Source organism: Streptomyces sp. NPDC003635, assembly GCF_053587635.1.
Genome location: NZ_JBSFOK010000041.1, coordinates 32,157 through 47,886, shown reverse-complemented (window position 1 = coordinate 47,886; position 15,730 = coordinate 32,157). Strand labels below are relative to the sequence as shown.

Sequence of the window (15,730 nt, the reverse complement as noted above, 5' to 3'; positions counted from 1 at the left end):
CGGTCACATGTGCACGACGGGAGCGGCGTTGGCGTCCTGCTCCGGCACACCGCGGCGGAAGAGCAGGAAGGAAATCACCGCTCCGGCCGCGAACAGACCGGCCGACCACCAGAAGGCGGTGGTGTAGCTCTCGATCGTCGCCTGGGCCTGGACCACCTTGCTGGTGGCGTCGTGGCCGGCCAGGTAGTCCGTCGCCGCGCTCGCGGCGAGCGTGCTCAGCAGTGCCGTACCGATCGAACCGCCCACCTGCTGCATGGCGTTGATCGTCGCGGAGGCGACTCCGGCGTCCTCGGCCGCCACCCCGGCGGTGGCCAGCTGCATCGTCGTCGGCATCACCAGGCCGAGGCCGAACCCGATCACGATCAGCTGCGGCAGCACATGGCTCAGGTACGACGAGCCGATGCCGATGCCGGTCAGCCAGGCCATGCCGGCCGTGGCGATGCCGAAGCCCAGCGGAATGAGGGCCTTCGGGCCGATCCGCGGCAGCAGCGCCGTGGTCCCGAGCTGAGCCGCCACCATCAGGGCGGCGACCATCGGCAGGAACGCCACACCGGTCTTGGTCGGGCTGAAACCGAGATTGAGCTGGAGGTAGTAGGTGAGGAAGAGGAACACACCGAACATGCCCGCGCCGGAGATCAGTACGGCGAGGAACGAGGCGCCCCTGCTGCGGTCGAGCAGGATCCGCAGCGGCAGCAGCGGGTGCGCGGCCCGGGTCTGCCACCAGGCGAACGCGGCCAGCAGCGCTCCGCCCGCGAGCAGGAAGCCCCAGGTCAGCGGGGAGCCCCAGTCGTGGGTCTCGGCGTTGGAGAAGCCGTAGACCAGGGAGAACAGTCCGGCGGCGACCAGGATCGTGCCTGGCACGTCGAGCTTGGAGTTCGCGGCGTCCCGGTGGTTGGACAGCAGCATCCAGCCGCCGACGAGGGCGATCACGGCGATCGGCACGTTGACGTACAGGGTCCAGCGCCAGTCCAGGGCGTCGGTCAGCACCCCGCCGAGGAGCAGGCCCACCGCGCCGCCGGCGCCGGCGATGGCGCCGTACACGCTGAAGGCCCTGGCCCGTTCCCGGGCGTCGGTGAACGTGGTGTTGAGCAGGGAGAGGGCGGCCGGTGCGAGCAGCGCGCCGAAGACGCCCTGCAGCGCGCGGGCGGTGACCAGCATCTCGAAGCTGGTGGCGGCGCCGCCGAGCGCGGAGGCCCCGGCGAAGCCGATGACGCCGATCAGGAAGGCGGGCTTGCGGCCGAAGAGGTCCGCTATCCGGCCGCCGAGCAGCAGCAGGGAGGCGAAGGCCAGCGCGTAGGCGGTGACGATCCACTGCCGGTTGCCGTCGGAGAAGCCGAGGTCGGCCTGGGCCGAGGGCAGGGCGATGTTCACGATGGTGGCGTCCAGCACCACCATGAGCTGCGCGACGGCGACGATCGCGAGGATCCACCAGCGCTTGGCGGAGGCGGCCGGCGGCGCCTCGGCGGCGCGCACGGGCGCGCTGTCGGTCAGGGTCTTGTCGGGCATGGGGAAACCACTCCAGGGAACGTCGTTCGGACGAGCCACATCCTGAACGAAACGGTTTCGTACACATCGAGGCTAGAACAGTTTCAGCGAAACGGCAACGTTTCGCTGGGGGCCGCCGAGGACCTGGCGGACGCCCTCACCGTGATCACCTCTGATGCGCGGCAACACCGGCGGTGCGATCATCGGGCGGGGTGGAGGGGAGTAACGGCGCGAGGCGGTGGTCTGTGAGGCGGAACCCCTGCGTGTTTGCCTGGCGTTGTGCCAATGTGTCAGCACATGCGTGTTGAACGGGGGACCAGGAGCCATGGATATCGCCATCACCAGCACGGCGGACGAAGCGGAACTGCGGTCGCTGTATCTGTGGCTGCGGGACGACTCGTACGTGCGGCGCCATGCGCGCGTGGAGGTGCTGGCCGAGCAGCCCCTTCCCGGTCGCATGGGAGGCGCCCTCGACGTCGTCCAACTCGTGCTGGACAGCGGATTCCAGCTCGGCAACCTCGCCCTGGCCTGGGCCGCCTGGCGCGCCACGCGCCCGGCGCCGCCGGAGGTCACCTTCGAGCGGGACGGCATCAAGGTCACATTGTCGGGTCAGGACCCTGAGACCGCCGCCAGGCTCCTGGCGGCGCTCGACCGGTAAACGGGCCCATGAACACCGAGGCCGCGCGCGAGAGGTCCGCCGCCGTGCTGATCGGCGTGAGCGACTACGAGCACCTGGCACCCCTGCCGGGTGTCCGGGGCAACGTCAGGGACCTCGCGGTCCAGCTCCGGGACCCGGCGGTGTGGGGGCTGTCCGAGGAGCACTGCCGTGTGGTGCTGGAGCCGGACAGCGCCACCGCGGCCTTCGCGCCCCTGCGTGAGACGGCCGACCGCAGCCTGGACACCCTGGTCGTCTACTACGCGGGCCACGGCCTGATCGACCCCAACCGGGGCGACCTCTGGCTGGGCCTGCCTGGTTCCCTCGTCGGACGGCCCGACACCTCCATGCCGTACTACTGGCTGAGCCAGGAGCTGCTGGGGCTGCGCGTGGAACGGCGGATCGTGATCCTGGACTGCTGCTACAGCGGCCGGGCACTGGGCATGATGGCGGACGCCCAGTCCGCGGTGGCCAACGGCGCCGTGATCGAGGGCACATACCTCATCGCGTCCGCCGAGGAGTCCGCCCAGGCGGTCGCCCCGCCTGGCGCCCGCCACACCGCGTTCACCGGCGAGCTCATCGACCTGCTGACCCGTGGCATTCCGGGAGGCCCCGAACTGCTGCCCCTGGACACGGTGTTCCAGCAGCTGGCCGACGCCTGCCGGGCACGGTCCTTCCCGCTGCCGCAGAAACGGGTACGCAACTCAGCGGGGCAGCTGCCGATCTTCCGCAACAGGGCGTACGCGCCGATGCCCGCGGGCCGACTGCTGGCGGAGCGGTACGAGCTCGGCCCGGTGTTCGAAGCCGACGCCGCGACCGAGACACACGAGGCCCGGGACCTGGAGCTCGACCGGCCAGTGCTGATCAAGATGATGCGTCCCGAGGCCGCGGCCGACGCGGGCCTCGCGGCCGGATTCCGCCGACGGGCCAAGGCGCGAGCTGGTCTCCGGCACCCCTTCGTGGCCGTGCTCCACGACATCGGCACCACTCGCCGTGACCACGTTCCCTGCCCCTACCTGGTCACCGAGTCCGTTGCCGGAGAGACGCTGGGCAGCTACGTCAGGCGGCGGCAGAACCATCCCGAATGGGTCGTCGCCGTCGTCGCCGAACTACTCGGAGTCCTCGAACACGCCCATGGACGGGGCGTCTTCGGGTGGCGGCTCGATCCGGAGAGCGTCGTGTTCACCCCCGAGAACCACGTCAAGGTCGTCGACCTCGGAGACGCGCCCGAGGGCCACGACGACCTGCTGGAGGCGGGCCGTCTGCTGTGGGCCCTGCTCGCGGATGCCGTGCCGCCGACGTCGTACGAGGTCGACGCCGTCGTCCACAAGGCGTTGGCCGCCGATCGCGCCGAGCGGTACGACAGCGCCGGTGAGCTGTGGCGGGCACTTTACGGCCTGCGGGGGCGGGCTACGCGCTCCGAACCGGCAGTGGCAGGGTCACCGCGGGCCGACCCTGAGACGGTCTCGGGGAACCTGTGGATGCGCTTCGCGGCCGGATCGCACAAGGGCATGATCCCGGTGAAGAACGAGGACTCCGGCTACGCGGGCCCCCGCCTGCTGGCGTTGGCGGACGGACTGGGGTCGGGGCCGGCGGGCGACGTGGCCAGTTCGGAGGTGATCGCGTCCCTCGTCGAACTGGACGACGACATAGTTGACTCGTCCGACCTGCTCACCCCACTGCATGCCGCAGTCCGGAGGGCGCAACGGCAGTTGGCGACGATGGCCGAGGAGGACCCGGAACTTCGCGGCATGAAGACCACGCTCACGGCGATGGTGTGGGCCGGACCGCGACTCGGGCTCGTCCACTTCGGTGACTCACGCGCCTATCTTCTCCGGGACGGGGCGCTGACACAGCTCACCCAGGACCACACCCGGATCCTGGGCACGACCGAGGAAGCCGATCCGGATCTGTCCCTGCGCGAAGCACGGGCAGGCGACCGGTACTTGCTGTGCACCGACGGGCTGAGTGATGTGGTGTCGGGAGCGACCATCGAAGAGTGCCTCGCGAGTTACCAGTCTCCCCATGAGACCGTGCGGGCCCTCGTGGAACTCGCTCTGCGCGGCGGCGGTCCAGGAAACATCTCCTGCATCCTCGCCGACCTCCTGCCGATCAGGAGCAGCGACGCCGAGTTCTCGGACACCCCCGTCATCATCGGCGCTGTAGCCGAGAACCAGACCGATCTCTACGCCAACTGACGTCGCACCAGTTCGTGCAACCGCCCGCCCGTGTCCGCCAGCAATTGCCCCGGGGTCCCCTCCTGGGCCACCTTGCCGTCCTCCATGACGATCACCCGGTCGGCGTCCAGGACGGTCGACAGGCGGTGCGCGATCACGATGCGTGTCGCGTTGAGGGACCTGGTGCTCTCGATGACCGTTCGCTGGGTCTCGTTGTCCAGCGCGCTCGTCGCCTCGTCGAAGAAGAGGATCCTCGGGCGGCGGATCAGGGCCTGGGCGATCATCAGGCGCTGGCGCTGGCCGCCGGAGATCGCGCCGCTGCCCGAGACGAGCGTGTGCAGGCCCATCGGCATCCGCTTGATGTCCTCGGCGAGCCCCGCCATCTCCGCCGCGGCCATCGCCTCCTCCGGGGTGTACGGCTCGGTGCCGCAGATGACGTCCAGGATGGAGCCGGTGAACGGCTGCGCGTGCTGCAGGACGACACCGCACTGACGGCGTACCGCCGACTGGTCAAGCGCCGCCAGGTCCTGGCCGTCGTACAGCACACTGCCCGACACCGGCTTGTCGAAGCCGATCAGCAGGCGCAGGAGGGTGGACTTGCCGCAGCCGCTCGGACCCACGATCGCCACGAACTCGCCCGGACGGACGGAGAAGGACACGTCGTCGAGGACCAGCGGGCCGTCGTCGGAGTAGCGGAAGGACAGGCGGCGGGCCTCGACCGCCCCGGTCAGGGGGCCCGGTCGGGTGCTCGTCGTGCGGACCTCCGGGGTCGCGTCCAGCACCGGCTTGATCTCCTCGAACAGCGGCAGCGCGGCCACCGCGGAGACGGCGGCGCCGGTGAGCTGGGTGACGGAGGTCAGCAGCATCGTCACCGAGGTGTTGAAGGTGAGGAACTCCGCCGCCGACATCGACCCGCGCGCCGGACCCGCCAGCAGCATGAACATCAGCAGCGTGCACAGCGGCAGATACACCGCGCCCAGCACGGCGGTGAGGTTCTTGATCCGGCCGACCCTCTGCTGGAGTTCCCGGCTGCGCGCGAACTGCGCGGCCCAGGCGGCGTACGCGTAGTTCTCGGCCGCCGCCACCCGCAGCTTGGGCAGTCCGCGCAGGGTCTGGAAGGCCTGGTTGTTCAGCTTGTTGCCGAGCACCACGAGCCGCCGCTGCCAGCGCACCTGCCAGAGTCCGAGCCCCAGGAACACCGCCGCGATCACCACCAGCACGCCGATCGCCGCCAGTGCCATCGGGACGCTGAACCACAGCAGCAGGCCCAGGTTCATCGCGCCGACCGTGACCGACTGGGCGACCGTCGGGCCGACTCCCGCCAGCAGCCTGCGGATCGCGCTGATGCCCATGGCCGCGCTCGCCAGTTCACCCGTGGAGCGCTCGGTGAAGAACTTCGTCGGCAGGCGCAACAGCCGGTCCCAGACGGCCGGTTGGAGGGTCGCCTCGATGCGGCCCTCCAGGCGCAGGATGGTCAGGTTCTGCAGCAGCATGAAGGCCGCCGCCACCACGCCGCTGACCATGACCGCCAGACACACCTGCACGATCAGACCGGTCTGCGCCCTGGGCACGAACTCACCGAGCACCTTGCCCGTCGCGATCGGCACCAGCGCCCCGATCACCACCGTCACCAGCCCGCTGATCAGCAGGTTCGTCAGGTCCCCGCCGGTGCCGCGCATGCTGAAACGGAGCAGCCTCAGCGGGCTCGGCGCACGGTCGGGCAGCGGGCGGTAGAACATCACCGCGCGCGGCTCGAACTCCTCCGCGTTGGCCTTCTCGATCGGGGTCTCCCGGCCTGTCGCCGGATGGACGGCGACATAGCCGCCGCGCCGCCACAGCAGCGCGACCGGCGCTCCGGACAGGGCCCGGTGGCCGACCAGCGGGCCGACGTTGTCCCGCCACCAGGTGCCGTCGAGACGCACGGCCCGGGTACGGACGCGGGAGGCGAGGGCCACCCGCTCGACCGGGTCGAGCCGTTCGCTCTCGGTGCCGCTCCGCGCGGGCTCGGCGAGCGCGATCCCGGCCGCCTCGGCGACCAGTTTGCAGGCCGCGTAGCCGGCGTCCGCGTCCGCGGCCGTCGTGCGCTGCCCCGGCCGTTTGCCGATCGACGCCAGCAGCGTCCGGTCGGCCTGCGCGCGGACCGCCTCACCGGCCCTGATGCCCGCCGCGGTGCGCGTCTCGTGGGTGCGCTCAAGCTGCTCGATCCAGCGGTCCAGGGTGGTCAGCAGGCGGTACTGCTGGTCGACCATGCTCTGCCAGACCGCCGGGTCCATCAGCAGGTCGGCGGCGGCTTCCTGGCCGTAGAGGGAGCCGTACTGGACGCTGCCGGGCGGCACCTGCATCCAGAACACGTCGTCGTCGGTGATGGCGGCGGCCCGCTCGCCGGCCATCGGCGCCTGGAAGAGGATGGACAGGCTGCGGCCGACGCCGAGGGCGAGGGCGTACTCCAGCGGGCTCGTCGTCGGCGGGACGTACCGCGGATTGCCGTACTCGTCGTAGGACCAGGTCTGGGTGGGGGCGGGCTGGTACAGCTCGCGCAGCCCGACGCGGTGCACCACGCAGTCCCTGAGCGGGCGGGCGACCAGCGTGTGCTGCGGGCCCGCGACCGGACCGAGCAGCAGCGAGCCCGCCTCGAGCCGGCCCAGGTGGTGCCAGTGGCCCTGCTGTCGGGCGTCCACCGCGAACAGGTCCACCGCGCCGGACGCCACCAGCCACAGCACCTGCGGGCCTTCGAGATCGAGGCGGTTGAACCCGGCGCAGTCGATGCGCGTGCCCATCTGGCCGAGCGCGTCCAGAACGAGGTCACCCTCGTGTACGGAGGTCATCTCACCGCTCCCTGACCAGCGCCGCGTACGCGCCGCCGCGCGCCACGAGCTCCTCGTGCCGGCCACGCTCCACGATCGTGCCGTGCTCCAGTACGACGATCTCGTCGCTGTCGCGCACGGTGCTCAGCCGGTGCGCGATCACCACACAGGCGCAGCCGCGCTTGCGCAGGTTGTCCATCACCACGAGTTCCGTCTCCGCGTCCAGCGCGCTCGTCACCTCGTCCAGGACGAGGATGCTCGGACGGCGCACCAACGCCCGCGCGATCTCCAGGCGTTGACGCTGCCCGCCGGAGAAGTTGCGGCCGTCCTGCTCGACCCGGCTGTGGATTTCGCCGGGGCGGCGCGTCACCACGTCGTACAGGGCCGCGTCCCGCAGTGCCTCGATCACCGCGTCGTCGGGGATGGAGGGGTCCCACAGGGCCACGTTGTCGCGGACGGTGCCCTCGAAGAGGAAGACCTCCTGGTCCACGAAGGAGACGGAGGCGGCGAGTGCGCCGCGCGGGATGTCCTCCAGACGCTGCCCGTCGATGCGGATCACGCCCTCCCAGGGCGTGTACAGGCCCGAGATCATCCGGGAGACCGTGGACTTGCCGCTGCCCGAGCCGCCGACCAGGGCGACCTGCCGGCCGGGGCCGACGGTCAGGTCGAAGCCTGTCAGCAGGGGCTGGTCGAGCGGGTTGTAGCCGAAGCTGATGTTCTGCAGCTCCACGTGCCCCTGGAGCCGGCGCGTGGAGTCGGCGCCGCCGGGGCGGTCGTAGAGCGGGTCCGCCTGGAAGTTCTCCACGTCCTTGAGGCGGGCCACGTCGGCCGCGAAGTCCTGGATGCGGCCCGCGACGCCGTTCAGGCGGGTCAGTGGCGCGGTGAAGCGGGTGACCAGGGCCTGGAAGGCGACGAGCAGGCCGACGGATATGTGGCCCTCGACCGCGCGCAGGCCGCCGATCCACAGGATCAGCGCGCTGTTCAGCGTCGCGAGCGTCGGCGCGACCACGCCCAGCCAGGCGCTCGGCACCCCGAGGCGCTGCTGCTCCTCCAGGGTGGTGGCGTGCTGGCCCGCCCACTTGCGGAAGTAGCCGTCCTCGCCGCCGGTCGCCTTCATCGTCTCGATCAGCTGCAGGCCGGTGTAGGCGGTGTTGGTCAGCCGGGCGCTGTCCGCGCGCAGCTTCGCCGTACGGGTGGCGCGCAGGCGGATCACCACCCGCATCGCCGCGATGTTCAACAGGGCGACCCCGATGCCGACGAAGGTGAGCTGCGGGTCGTAGGTGTAGAGGAGAAGCGCGTAGAGGACGACGACCACCGCGTCCACGCCCGCCGCCGCGAGGTCGCGGGCCAGGGTCTCGGCGACCGCGTCGTTGGACTGCAGGCGCTGGACCAGGTCGGCGGGGCTGCGCTGGGAGAAGAAGGTCACCGGAAGCCGCAGCAGATGACGCAGGAAGCGGGCGCTGGAGAGGGTGGAGGAGATGATCCGGCCGCGCAGCAGGTTCGCCTGCTGCAGCCAGGTCAGGACAACCGTGAGGAGCACGGCGGCGGCCATCGACGCGAACAGTACGCCGAGCAGCGAGGTCTGGCCGCCGATCAGGAACATGTCGATGTAGGTGCGGCTGAGGGCGGGCACGGCCGCACCGACCACCACCAGCAGCAGGCTCGCCAGGACCGCGGCGGGCATGGTGCCCGCGGTGCCGCGCAGCCGGGCCGGCATGGCGCCGAGGATCCCCGGCTTGCGGCCGCCCCTGCTGAAGCCCTCGCCGGGCTCCATCACCAGCACGACACCGGTGAAGCTGCCGTCGAAGTCCTCCATCGACACGAAACGGCGGCCCTTGCCGGGGTCGTTGACGTAGACGCCGCGGCGGCCGAAGCGGCGGCCCATTCCGTCGTAGACGACGTAGTGGTTGAACTCCCAGAAGAGCACGGCCGGGGCCTTCACCTCGGCGAGGGCGGCCGTGTCCATCTGCATGCCCTTGGCCGTCAGGCCGTAACCGCGGGCGGCCTTGAGCAGGTTGCTGGCGCGCGAGCCGTCGCGGGAGACGCCGCAGGCGATGCGCAGTTCCTCCAGCGGGACGTGCTTGCCGTAGTGCCCGAGGACCATGGCCAGGGATGCGGCGCCGCACTCGACGGCCTCCATCTGGAGCACGGTGGGCGTGCGGACGGTCTTCGCCCGGCCCTTGGGCACGGGGCGCTTGGGCGGGGCGGCGCGACGCCGGCCCCGGGTGTCCTGGGCGGTGCTCACGGCAGCAGCCAATCGACGGGACGCTGGTCGGCGAGCCGCACCGAGGCGTCGGCCAGGGTCATGGAGGTCAGGGAGAAGGGCGGGCCGTCGGCGGAGGACCACCGGTAGCCGCTCTTGGTCGCCGCCTTGTCGAGCCGCACCACTACGGCCACCGGCCTGCCGTCCTTCGTGAACTGCTCGCCGAGCTGGCTGTCGCCGAGGAAGGAGGTGATGGACTGCGCGGACTGGGCGGAGCGGTCCACCGATGTCACATGGCCGCGCAGCACGCCGTACTCCTGGGTGGGCACCGACTGGACGGTGAGGTCGACGACGGCGTCGTCGGGGATGGAGGCCGCGTTCTCGGCGGGCACGTACACCGTCGCGTACAGCGGGTCCTTGGCGTGCGCCACCTTCTCCACGGCGGCCACGTTCGCGCCGGTCGAGATGATCTGCCCGATGGTGGCGGCGAGCGCGGTGACCCGGCCGGCGGCCACCGTGCGCACGACGGTCTCGCCCTCGGCCGTACGGACCTTCAGGACGGGGGAGCCGGCCGGCAGCCGCTCGCCCTGCTCGGCGAGGACCTCGGTGACCTGGCCCGCGACCGGGCTCTGCAGGACGTAACTGCCCTGCCCGTGGGTCAGGATCGCCGGCGCGCTGACCGTGGAGGTCACCGACCCGGTCACCGCCCACATCGAGGCCGCCGCCATGACGACGACCGTCACGGACAGCGCGAGCCAGCCCTGGGGGCGGGCGAAACGCACCGGAAGGTCGAGCTCCTCCGGCGACTGGAGCTTGGCGAGGGCCTGTTGGCGGAACTGCAAGGGACTTCCTTATGGCACGCGAAGAGCCCGGAGCCGGGGGGCGGCTCCGGGACTCGACGTCACAAAAGGTGCGATCAGAGACCGGCGACCAGGTTCGTGACCGGGGCGGTGTTCAGGCCGGTGGCACCCTCGACCGTGCCGACGACCGTGTCGACCAGGCCGGAAACCGGGGCGATGCCGTCCACCAGGCCGGTGACGGTGCCGAGGGCGTTCACGGAAAGGCCGCCGGAGACGTTGTCGAGGTCGGCGTCCGAGATCTCGACGGTCTCAACCTGGGGGGTGGAGTTCATGATGGAACTTCCCTTCGTATGGATATCTCACAAGGGGGGAGCGGCCCCCTCTGGGGACAGATGACGGCCGCGAACCGCAGGCGCCCGGCGCCCGTTTCCGGGTGCCGTCCACGGCCCCCGCGGTGCGATGGATCAAAGCACGCGGCGGGTGCGGGCTTCCAATCAAACTCTGTCCTCACCAGGGCACTTGAGTCTCCGAAGCGGTCATCCGTGAGGGTGCGCGCACGGCTTGTCGGCGAGTTCTTCACATGCGTCACGGCATCGCCTCGGGCGCGCTCTTGCGGGGCGGGAGTCGAATCCGGCACTCCCGCCCCAATGGTGTAACCGGGGGTAGCGGGTTGTGGGGGAGTGGGGTCCCCGGTGACTTGGTTGGGCATTCGATGTGCAGATTCGCTGAAGCCAGGATTCCGCTCCGCGAACGACACGGAACGCGATGAGACAAGTGCCCTCCGTGTCGGCGCGGACGGCTGTCTCCGCTCAGCCCAGAATCGCGTAGACCGTGCTCGCGTGGGCCGCGATCTCGCCCGTGCCGCCGTCGGTCATCGTGATGTCGGCGAACGCCATCCGGCGGCCCAGTTTGGTGACCACCGCCTCGATCAGGACATCCGAGCCGGCCACCGCGCGCTGGAACGAGGTCGACTGCTGGACGGTCGTCATCGGCCCGTAGGCACCGCGCGCCGCCGACACGGCGATGACCGTCGCGGTGTCGGCCGCGGCCATCAGGGCCTGGCCCGACAGCGCCCCGCCCTCCCGGGCGAGCCGGTCCGACCAGGGCAGACGCAGCATCGCGCGTCGCTCGTCCAACCCCTCCACGGTGAGGCCCAGTTCCAGCACCCAGGGGGCGAAGTTGTCGGCGAGGATCTTGTCGGCTTCAGCGGTGGTCATCGTCATATGGGGGATTGTTCCCGGCGATCGTGACGGGGACGCGGGCCTTGGCCGAATCGGTGGTCCGAGTGGGGCGCGGGGAAACGGAATTGAACGCCCCGCGTGACCCGTGCGTACCAGTGGCCATCCAGGCGCCCCGAACAGCCGCCCCACGCAAGGCGGCACGGTCCCCGTCCCCAGGAGGTCGAGAAGGTTGAGTCACAAGCGAATGCCGAAGCGCAAGGCCGCGATAGCGGTGGGCGGTGTGGCCGCGCTCGGAGCGGCCGCGATCCTGCTGCCCAACGCGAACGCGTCCCAGGACGGCGCCTCGGACGACGCCGCGGCGCCGAGGACCCTGAAGGCGGCGGACGCCTCGGACCTGGCCTCACAGCTCGCCGGACTGCTCGGCGACGCCTTCGCCGGTTCGTACTACGACGCCGACAGCCAGCAGCTGGTGGTCAACGTCATCCCCGGTGACAACAACAACGTCATCGTGCAGGCGAAGAAGGCGGGCGCGAAGGTCCGCGAGGTCGAGAACAGCCTCGACGAACTCGACGCCGGCGCGCAGACCCTGAAGTCCGAGGCGACGATCCCGGGTACCGCCTGGGCCGTCGACCCGCGCACGAACAAGATCCTGGTCACCGCGGACTCCACGGTCACCGGCGCCAAGTGGGACCAGCTGGAGTCGACGGTGCAGAGCCTCGGCTCCGGCATGGCGACCATCAAGAAGTCCCAGGGCACCTTCAAGACCTTCCTCTCCGGCGGCGACGCCATCTTCGCGGGCGGGGCGCGCTGCTCGGCGGGCTTCAACGTCACCGCCGGCGACGGCAGCCCGGCCTTCCTGACGGCCGGTCACTGCGGGGTCGCGGCGGCCGAGTGGTCGGACGCGGAGGGCGGCGCGCCGATCGCCACGGTCGACGCGGAGACCGCGACCTTCCCGGGCGCGGGCGACTTCGCGCTGGTCAAGTACGACGACCCGGCGACTGAGGCGCCGAGCGAGGTCAACGTCGGTGGCGGGCAGACCGTGCAGATCAGCCAGGCCGCCGAGGCCGAGGTCGGCCTCCAGGTCTTCCGGATGGGCAGTACGACCGGGCTGAGCGACGGTCAGGTCCTCGGCCTCGACGCCACCGTCAACTACCCGGAGGGCACGGTCACCGGGCTCATCCAGACCGACGTCTGCGCCGAGCCCGGCGACAGCGGCGGCTCGCTGTTCACGCAGGACGGCCTCGCGATCGGCCTGACCTCCGGCGGCAGCGGCGACTGCACGGTCGGCGGCGAGACCTTCTTCCAGCCGGTCACGACGGCCCTGGAGGCGGTCGGCGCGACCCTCGGAGCGGGCGACGCTGCTGGCGGCGCCGGCGAGGAAGCGGGCGCGGGCGAGGAAGCGGGCGCGGGCGAGGAAGCGGGCGCGGGCGAGGAAGCGGGCGCCGGTGAAGAAGCGGGCGCCGGCGAAGGGGCCGGCGCGGGCGAGGAAGCCGGGGCCGGTGAAGACGTCGGCGCGGGCGAAGAGGCCGGCGCCGGTGAGGGGGCCGGTGCGGGCCAGGAGGTCGGCGGCGAGGACGCCGGCGCGGGTGCCGAGGCCGGCATGAACGAGTCGCACTGACGCACCCGCCCCACAGTCCCGAGTGGCCGGCCCTTCGGCGGGAGGGCCGGCCACTCGCTTGACCGCACCGGGCGAGCGACGGTCCGCGCCGCGCGGTCCGGACCGGCTGATCACCGCCGACGCGCGCGGCTCGCCCCGCAGGGACAACCGGGTCATGCGGTCCGAACGCCCGCAGGGCTCGGCCGACTTGTACCGTCTCGACGCCTCGGCAACCGGGCCGGGCGGCAGGTCACGTGCCGCTCCTTCGTTCGATGGCCGGCGTCGGCCGTGGGCAGCCGAGCCAGGCGCTCCGTCCCACACCGGGCTCGGCCCCTCCGCTCTGCCTCCGCCCGGGGCGGCAGCCGGGGGCTTTGCCCCGCCCGCTCGGTCGGCCTCCTTCAGCGTTCCGCTCGGAGCAGCAGTACCGCCACGTCGTCGAGGCGGCCTCTCGGCATGGCGCAGGCCTCGACCAGGTGGTCCGCGAGGTCGGCCAGGGTGAGGTCGCCCGTCTCGGTGAGGACGACGCTGAGGTCGGCCAGGGCGTCCTCGATGTCGGTGCCGGGGGATTCGATGAGACCGTCGGTGTAGAGGAGCAGGACGGAACCGGGGGCGAAGTCCACCTCCGTCGTCTGGTAGGTGGCCGAGTCGTCGATGCCCAGCAGCGGGCCTCCGGCCAGGTCCAGCACCCGTACCCGCCCGTCCGGCCGTTTCAGCAGCGGCGGCGGATGCCCCGCCCGGGCCATCACGGCCCGCCCGTGCTCCGGGTCGAGCCGCAGATACAGACAGCTCGCGAACAGATCGGCGCCCAGGTCGATCAGCAGCCGGTTGGTGCTGCGCATGACCTCCTCGGGCGGCTGCCCGACGGCGGTGTACGCGCGTACGGCCGTACGGATCTGGCCCATCAGCCCCGCCGCCGTCACATTGTGGCCCTGCACGTCCCCGATCACCGCCGCAGCCTGCCCCTGCAGGGGCACCAGGTCGTAGAAGTCGCCGCCGATGTCCATGCCCTGAGTGGCCGGCAGATAGCGGGCGGCCGCCGAGATGCCGGGCAGCGGCGGCAGCGAGTGCGGCAGCAGGGCCGCCTGGAGCCCGTGCGCCAGCTGGTGCTTGGCGTCGTAGAGCAGCGCCCGCTCCAGCGCCTGCGCGATCAGCCCGCCCAGACTCGTCAGCACCGCCCGCTCGTCCGCGGGGAAGGGGTGTGGCTCCGCGTAGGCGAGCACGGCCGTGCCGACCGGCCGGCCGGAGGCGATCAACGGCAGATAGGCCCAGGCCGCGAAGCCGTCGGGAGTGGCGTGCCGCAGCGGATACAGCCGGTCCAGCTCCTGCCGGTCCTCGAAGAACGCCGGTACGCCCGTGGTCAGGGCATGCGTGCCCGGGGTCCGCTCGGTGAGCGGCAGCCCGTCGAACCGCTCCACGACGTGCGGGTCCGGATAGCCGTGGTGGCCCAGCACATGCAGGCGGCCCGCCCGGGACCCGAGCATGACCAGCGCCTGGCTGCCCACGGCGGGCGCGATCTCGTCCGCGACCAGCTGCACCACGTCCTGCACGCCCACCGCCTCGGTGAGCGCCCCCGCCAGGTTCAGCACCTGCGAGATCGTGACCAGCCGTGAGGGCGCGTCGGCGGCCGGCCGGTGCCCCCGACTCATCTCCGCCACCGCCCGGGCCCGGGTGACCCGGAGGCTCAGCCCCGTGGTGCTCGGGTACAGCCGGAACGAGAGCCAGTCGCCCGGCGGACGCAGCGCCACGAAGGACGTGGTCTGCTGGCTGAACAGCGCGGCGCGGTAACGGTCCTCGTAGACGGGGTCGTTGAGCCACGGCACCGACGCCCACAACTGGGTGCCGAGCAGCTTGCTCACCGAGACGCCGATCAGTTCGGCCGCCGCCGGATTGGCGAAGCAGATCCGGCCGTGCAGATCGAGCGAGCACAGCCCGTACGGCAGCCGGGCCACCATCCGCGCCGACTCCACGGTGCCGAGCGAACCGGCCGCGCCGGCGAGGGCCGCCGAACCGACCAGATCCGGCTCGGGCAGCAGCGGGACGCTGTCCTCCAGGGCGCGCGCCAGCCGGGCGGCGAGCCGGTCGCAGGCGGCGGTCAGATGGGTGCGCTCCCGTTCGGACAGCTCGGGAGGATGGGAGCCGGGCCAGGTCACGAAGACCGCGCCGTACGCGGTGGAAGCGGTCGCCACCGGCAGCGCCGCCAGCGCGAAGGGGTAGGGCAGCACGACGGAGATCCGCGGGTACATGCGGGCCATCTCCTCCTCGCCGCCGACCCACACCAGCCGTCGTTCGCGCACCGCGTCGGCCACCGGGATGGGCGCGCTGACCCCCACCCGCTCCCACGGCGCCGCGAAGGCCCGGGGCAGCCCCGCCATCACCGCCATCTCCAGCACCCGCTCGTCAGGGCCCAGCAGGTAGACCGCCCCGGAGTGGGCGTGGACCTCGTCCATCATCGAGGCCAGGGCGAGCGACAGCAGCGGGCGCCCGACCCGCGTCCTGGCGGAGGCCGGCGCCTGAGAAGACGGTTGCCCGTCGGACACACCGACCACCTCCTCGCACGGCCGGGCGACGAGTCCCAGGCATCAAATCTCCTCCTAGTCGGCCCTCACCGCACGGCGAAGGGGTCCCTAGGTATGGCGCAGGGGGCGCTGGGCACGGCGGTAGGGGTGCTGGGCAGGGTGCAAGGTTCTGGGGCAGGGCGAGGGGATTGCTGGGCACGGTGGGAAGGGAGCGCTGGGCAGGGCGAGGGGATTGCTGGGCACGGTGGGAAGGGAGCGCTGGGCAGGGCGAGGGGGTTGCTGGGCACGGTGGGAAGGGAGCGCTGGGCAGGG

The 15,730-nt window shown here is 71.7% G+C and carries 9 protein-coding genes and 2 pseudogenes; 4 read left to right on the top strand and 7 right to left on the bottom strand.

What is annotated here, in order from left to right; genetic code table 11:
• Nucleotides 1–3: 3 nt before the first annotated feature.
• Nucleotides 4–1,506, bottom strand: a complete 1,503-nt coding sequence (locus ACWDRW_RS30485; RefSeq protein WP_451728469.1) for an MFS transporter — start codon at nucleotides 1,504–1,506, stop codon at nucleotides 4–6.
• 304 nt (nucleotides 1,507–1,810) lie between these two features.
• Between ACWDRW_RS30485 and ACWDRW_RS30480 the strand changes: the two genes are divergently transcribed.
• From ACWDRW_RS30480 to ACWDRW_RS30470, 3 genes and pseudogenes are all read left to right on the top strand, one after another.
• On the top strand, nucleotides 1,811–2,143 hold the full coding sequence (locus ACWDRW_RS30480; protein WP_451728466.1) for an effector-associated constant component EACC1: 333 nt from the start codon (nucleotides 1,811–1,813) through the stop codon (nucleotides 2,141–2,143).
• 8 nt (nucleotides 2,144–2,151) lie between these two features.
• Nucleotides 2,152–2,796 (top strand): annotated as a pseudogene (locus ACWDRW_RS30475) (caspase family protein); the annotation flags it as partial.
• A gap of 825 nt (nucleotides 2,797–3,621) precedes the next feature.
• Nucleotides 3,622–4,326: pseudogene (locus ACWDRW_RS30470) on the top strand (PP2C family protein-serine/threonine phosphatase); the annotation flags it as partial.
• On the opposite strand, the gene ACWDRW_RS30465 reads toward ACWDRW_RS30470, so the two are convergent.
• From ACWDRW_RS30465 to ACWDRW_RS30445, 5 genes are all read right to left on the bottom strand, one after another.
• The gene (locus ACWDRW_RS30465) at nucleotides 4,326–7,142 is read right to left on the bottom strand and encodes an NHLP bacteriocin export ABC transporter permease/ATPase subunit (RefSeq protein ID WP_451728463.1); all 2,817 of its coding nucleotides are present in this window, start codon (nucleotides 7,140–7,142) and stop codon (nucleotides 4,326–4,328) included. The pseudogene ACWDRW_RS30470 and the gene ACWDRW_RS30465 sit on opposite strands and share 1 nt — an antisense overlap.
• 1 nt (nucleotide 7,143) lies before the next feature.
• On the bottom strand, nucleotides 7,144–9,366 hold the full coding sequence (locus ACWDRW_RS30460; protein ID WP_451728460.1) for an NHLP family bacteriocin export ABC transporter peptidase/permease/ATPase subunit: 2,223 nt from the start codon (nucleotides 9,364–9,366) through the stop codon (nucleotides 7,144–7,146).
• Nucleotides 9,363–10,166 carry an HlyD family efflux transporter periplasmic adaptor subunit gene (locus tag ACWDRW_RS30455; RefSeq protein WP_451728457.1) on the bottom strand — a complete coding sequence of 268 codons (804 nt, stop codon included), beginning with the start codon at nucleotides 10,164–10,166 and terminating at the stop codon, nucleotides 9,363–9,365. The genes ACWDRW_RS30460 and ACWDRW_RS30455 overlap by 4 nt, the downstream gene beginning before the upstream one ends.
• A 74-nt stretch (nucleotides 10,167–10,240) precedes the next feature.
• Nucleotides 10,241–10,456 carry a type A2 lantipeptide gene (locus ACWDRW_RS30450; RefSeq protein ID WP_451728454.1) on the bottom strand — a complete coding sequence of 72 codons (216 nt, stop codon included), beginning with the start codon at nucleotides 10,454–10,456 and terminating at the stop codon, nucleotides 10,241–10,243.
• A gap of 477 nt (nucleotides 10,457–10,933) precedes the next feature.
• Nucleotides 10,934–11,347: a PaaI family thioesterase gene (locus ACWDRW_RS30445; RefSeq protein WP_451728452.1), complete on the bottom strand. Its 414-nt coding sequence runs from the start codon at nucleotides 11,345–11,347 to the stop codon at nucleotides 10,934–10,936.
• A gap of 202 nt (nucleotides 11,348–11,549) precedes the next feature.
• Here ACWDRW_RS30445 and ACWDRW_RS30440 point away from each other — a divergent pair, with 202 nt between their 5' ends.
• Nucleotides 11,550–12,923 (top strand): S1 family peptidase, encoded by a 1,374-nt coding sequence (locus tag ACWDRW_RS30440; RefSeq protein WP_451728450.1) that lies wholly within the window; start codon nucleotides 11,550–11,552, stop codon nucleotides 12,921–12,923.
• Between the two features lie 377 nt (nucleotides 12,924–13,300).
• On the opposite strand, the gene ACWDRW_RS30435 is transcribed toward ACWDRW_RS30440, so the two are convergent.
• Nucleotides 13,301–15,448: a SpoIIE family protein phosphatase gene (locus ACWDRW_RS30435; protein WP_451728448.1), complete on the bottom strand. Its 2,148-nt coding sequence runs from the start codon at nucleotides 15,446–15,448 to the stop codon at nucleotides 13,301–13,303.
• Between the last annotated feature and the right edge of the window lie 282 nt (nucleotides 15,449–15,730).

Coding starts and splice junctions, on each gene's coding strand:
- ACWDRW_RS30485 (WP_451728469.1), bottom strand. CDS start 1,506: ATGCCCGACAAGACCCTGACCGACAGCGCGCCCGTGCGCGCCGCCGAG.
- ACWDRW_RS30480 (WP_451728466.1), top strand. CDS start 1,811: ATGGATATCGCCATCACCAGCACGGCGGACGAAGCGGAACTGCGGTCG.
- ACWDRW_RS30465 (WP_451728463.1), bottom strand. CDS start 7,142: ATGACCTCCGTACACGAGGGTGACCTCGTTCTGGACGCGCTCGGCCAG.
- ACWDRW_RS30450 (WP_451728454.1), bottom strand. CDS start 10,456: ATGAACTCCACCCCCCAGGTTGAGACCGTCGAGATCTCGGACGCCGAC.
- ACWDRW_RS30445 (WP_451728452.1), bottom strand. CDS start 11,347: ATGACGATGACCACCGCTGAAGCCGACAAGATCCTCGCCGACAACTTC.
- ACWDRW_RS30440 (WP_451728450.1), top strand. CDS start 11,550: ATGCCGAAGCGCAAGGCCGCGATAGCGGTGGGCGGTGTGGCCGCGCTC.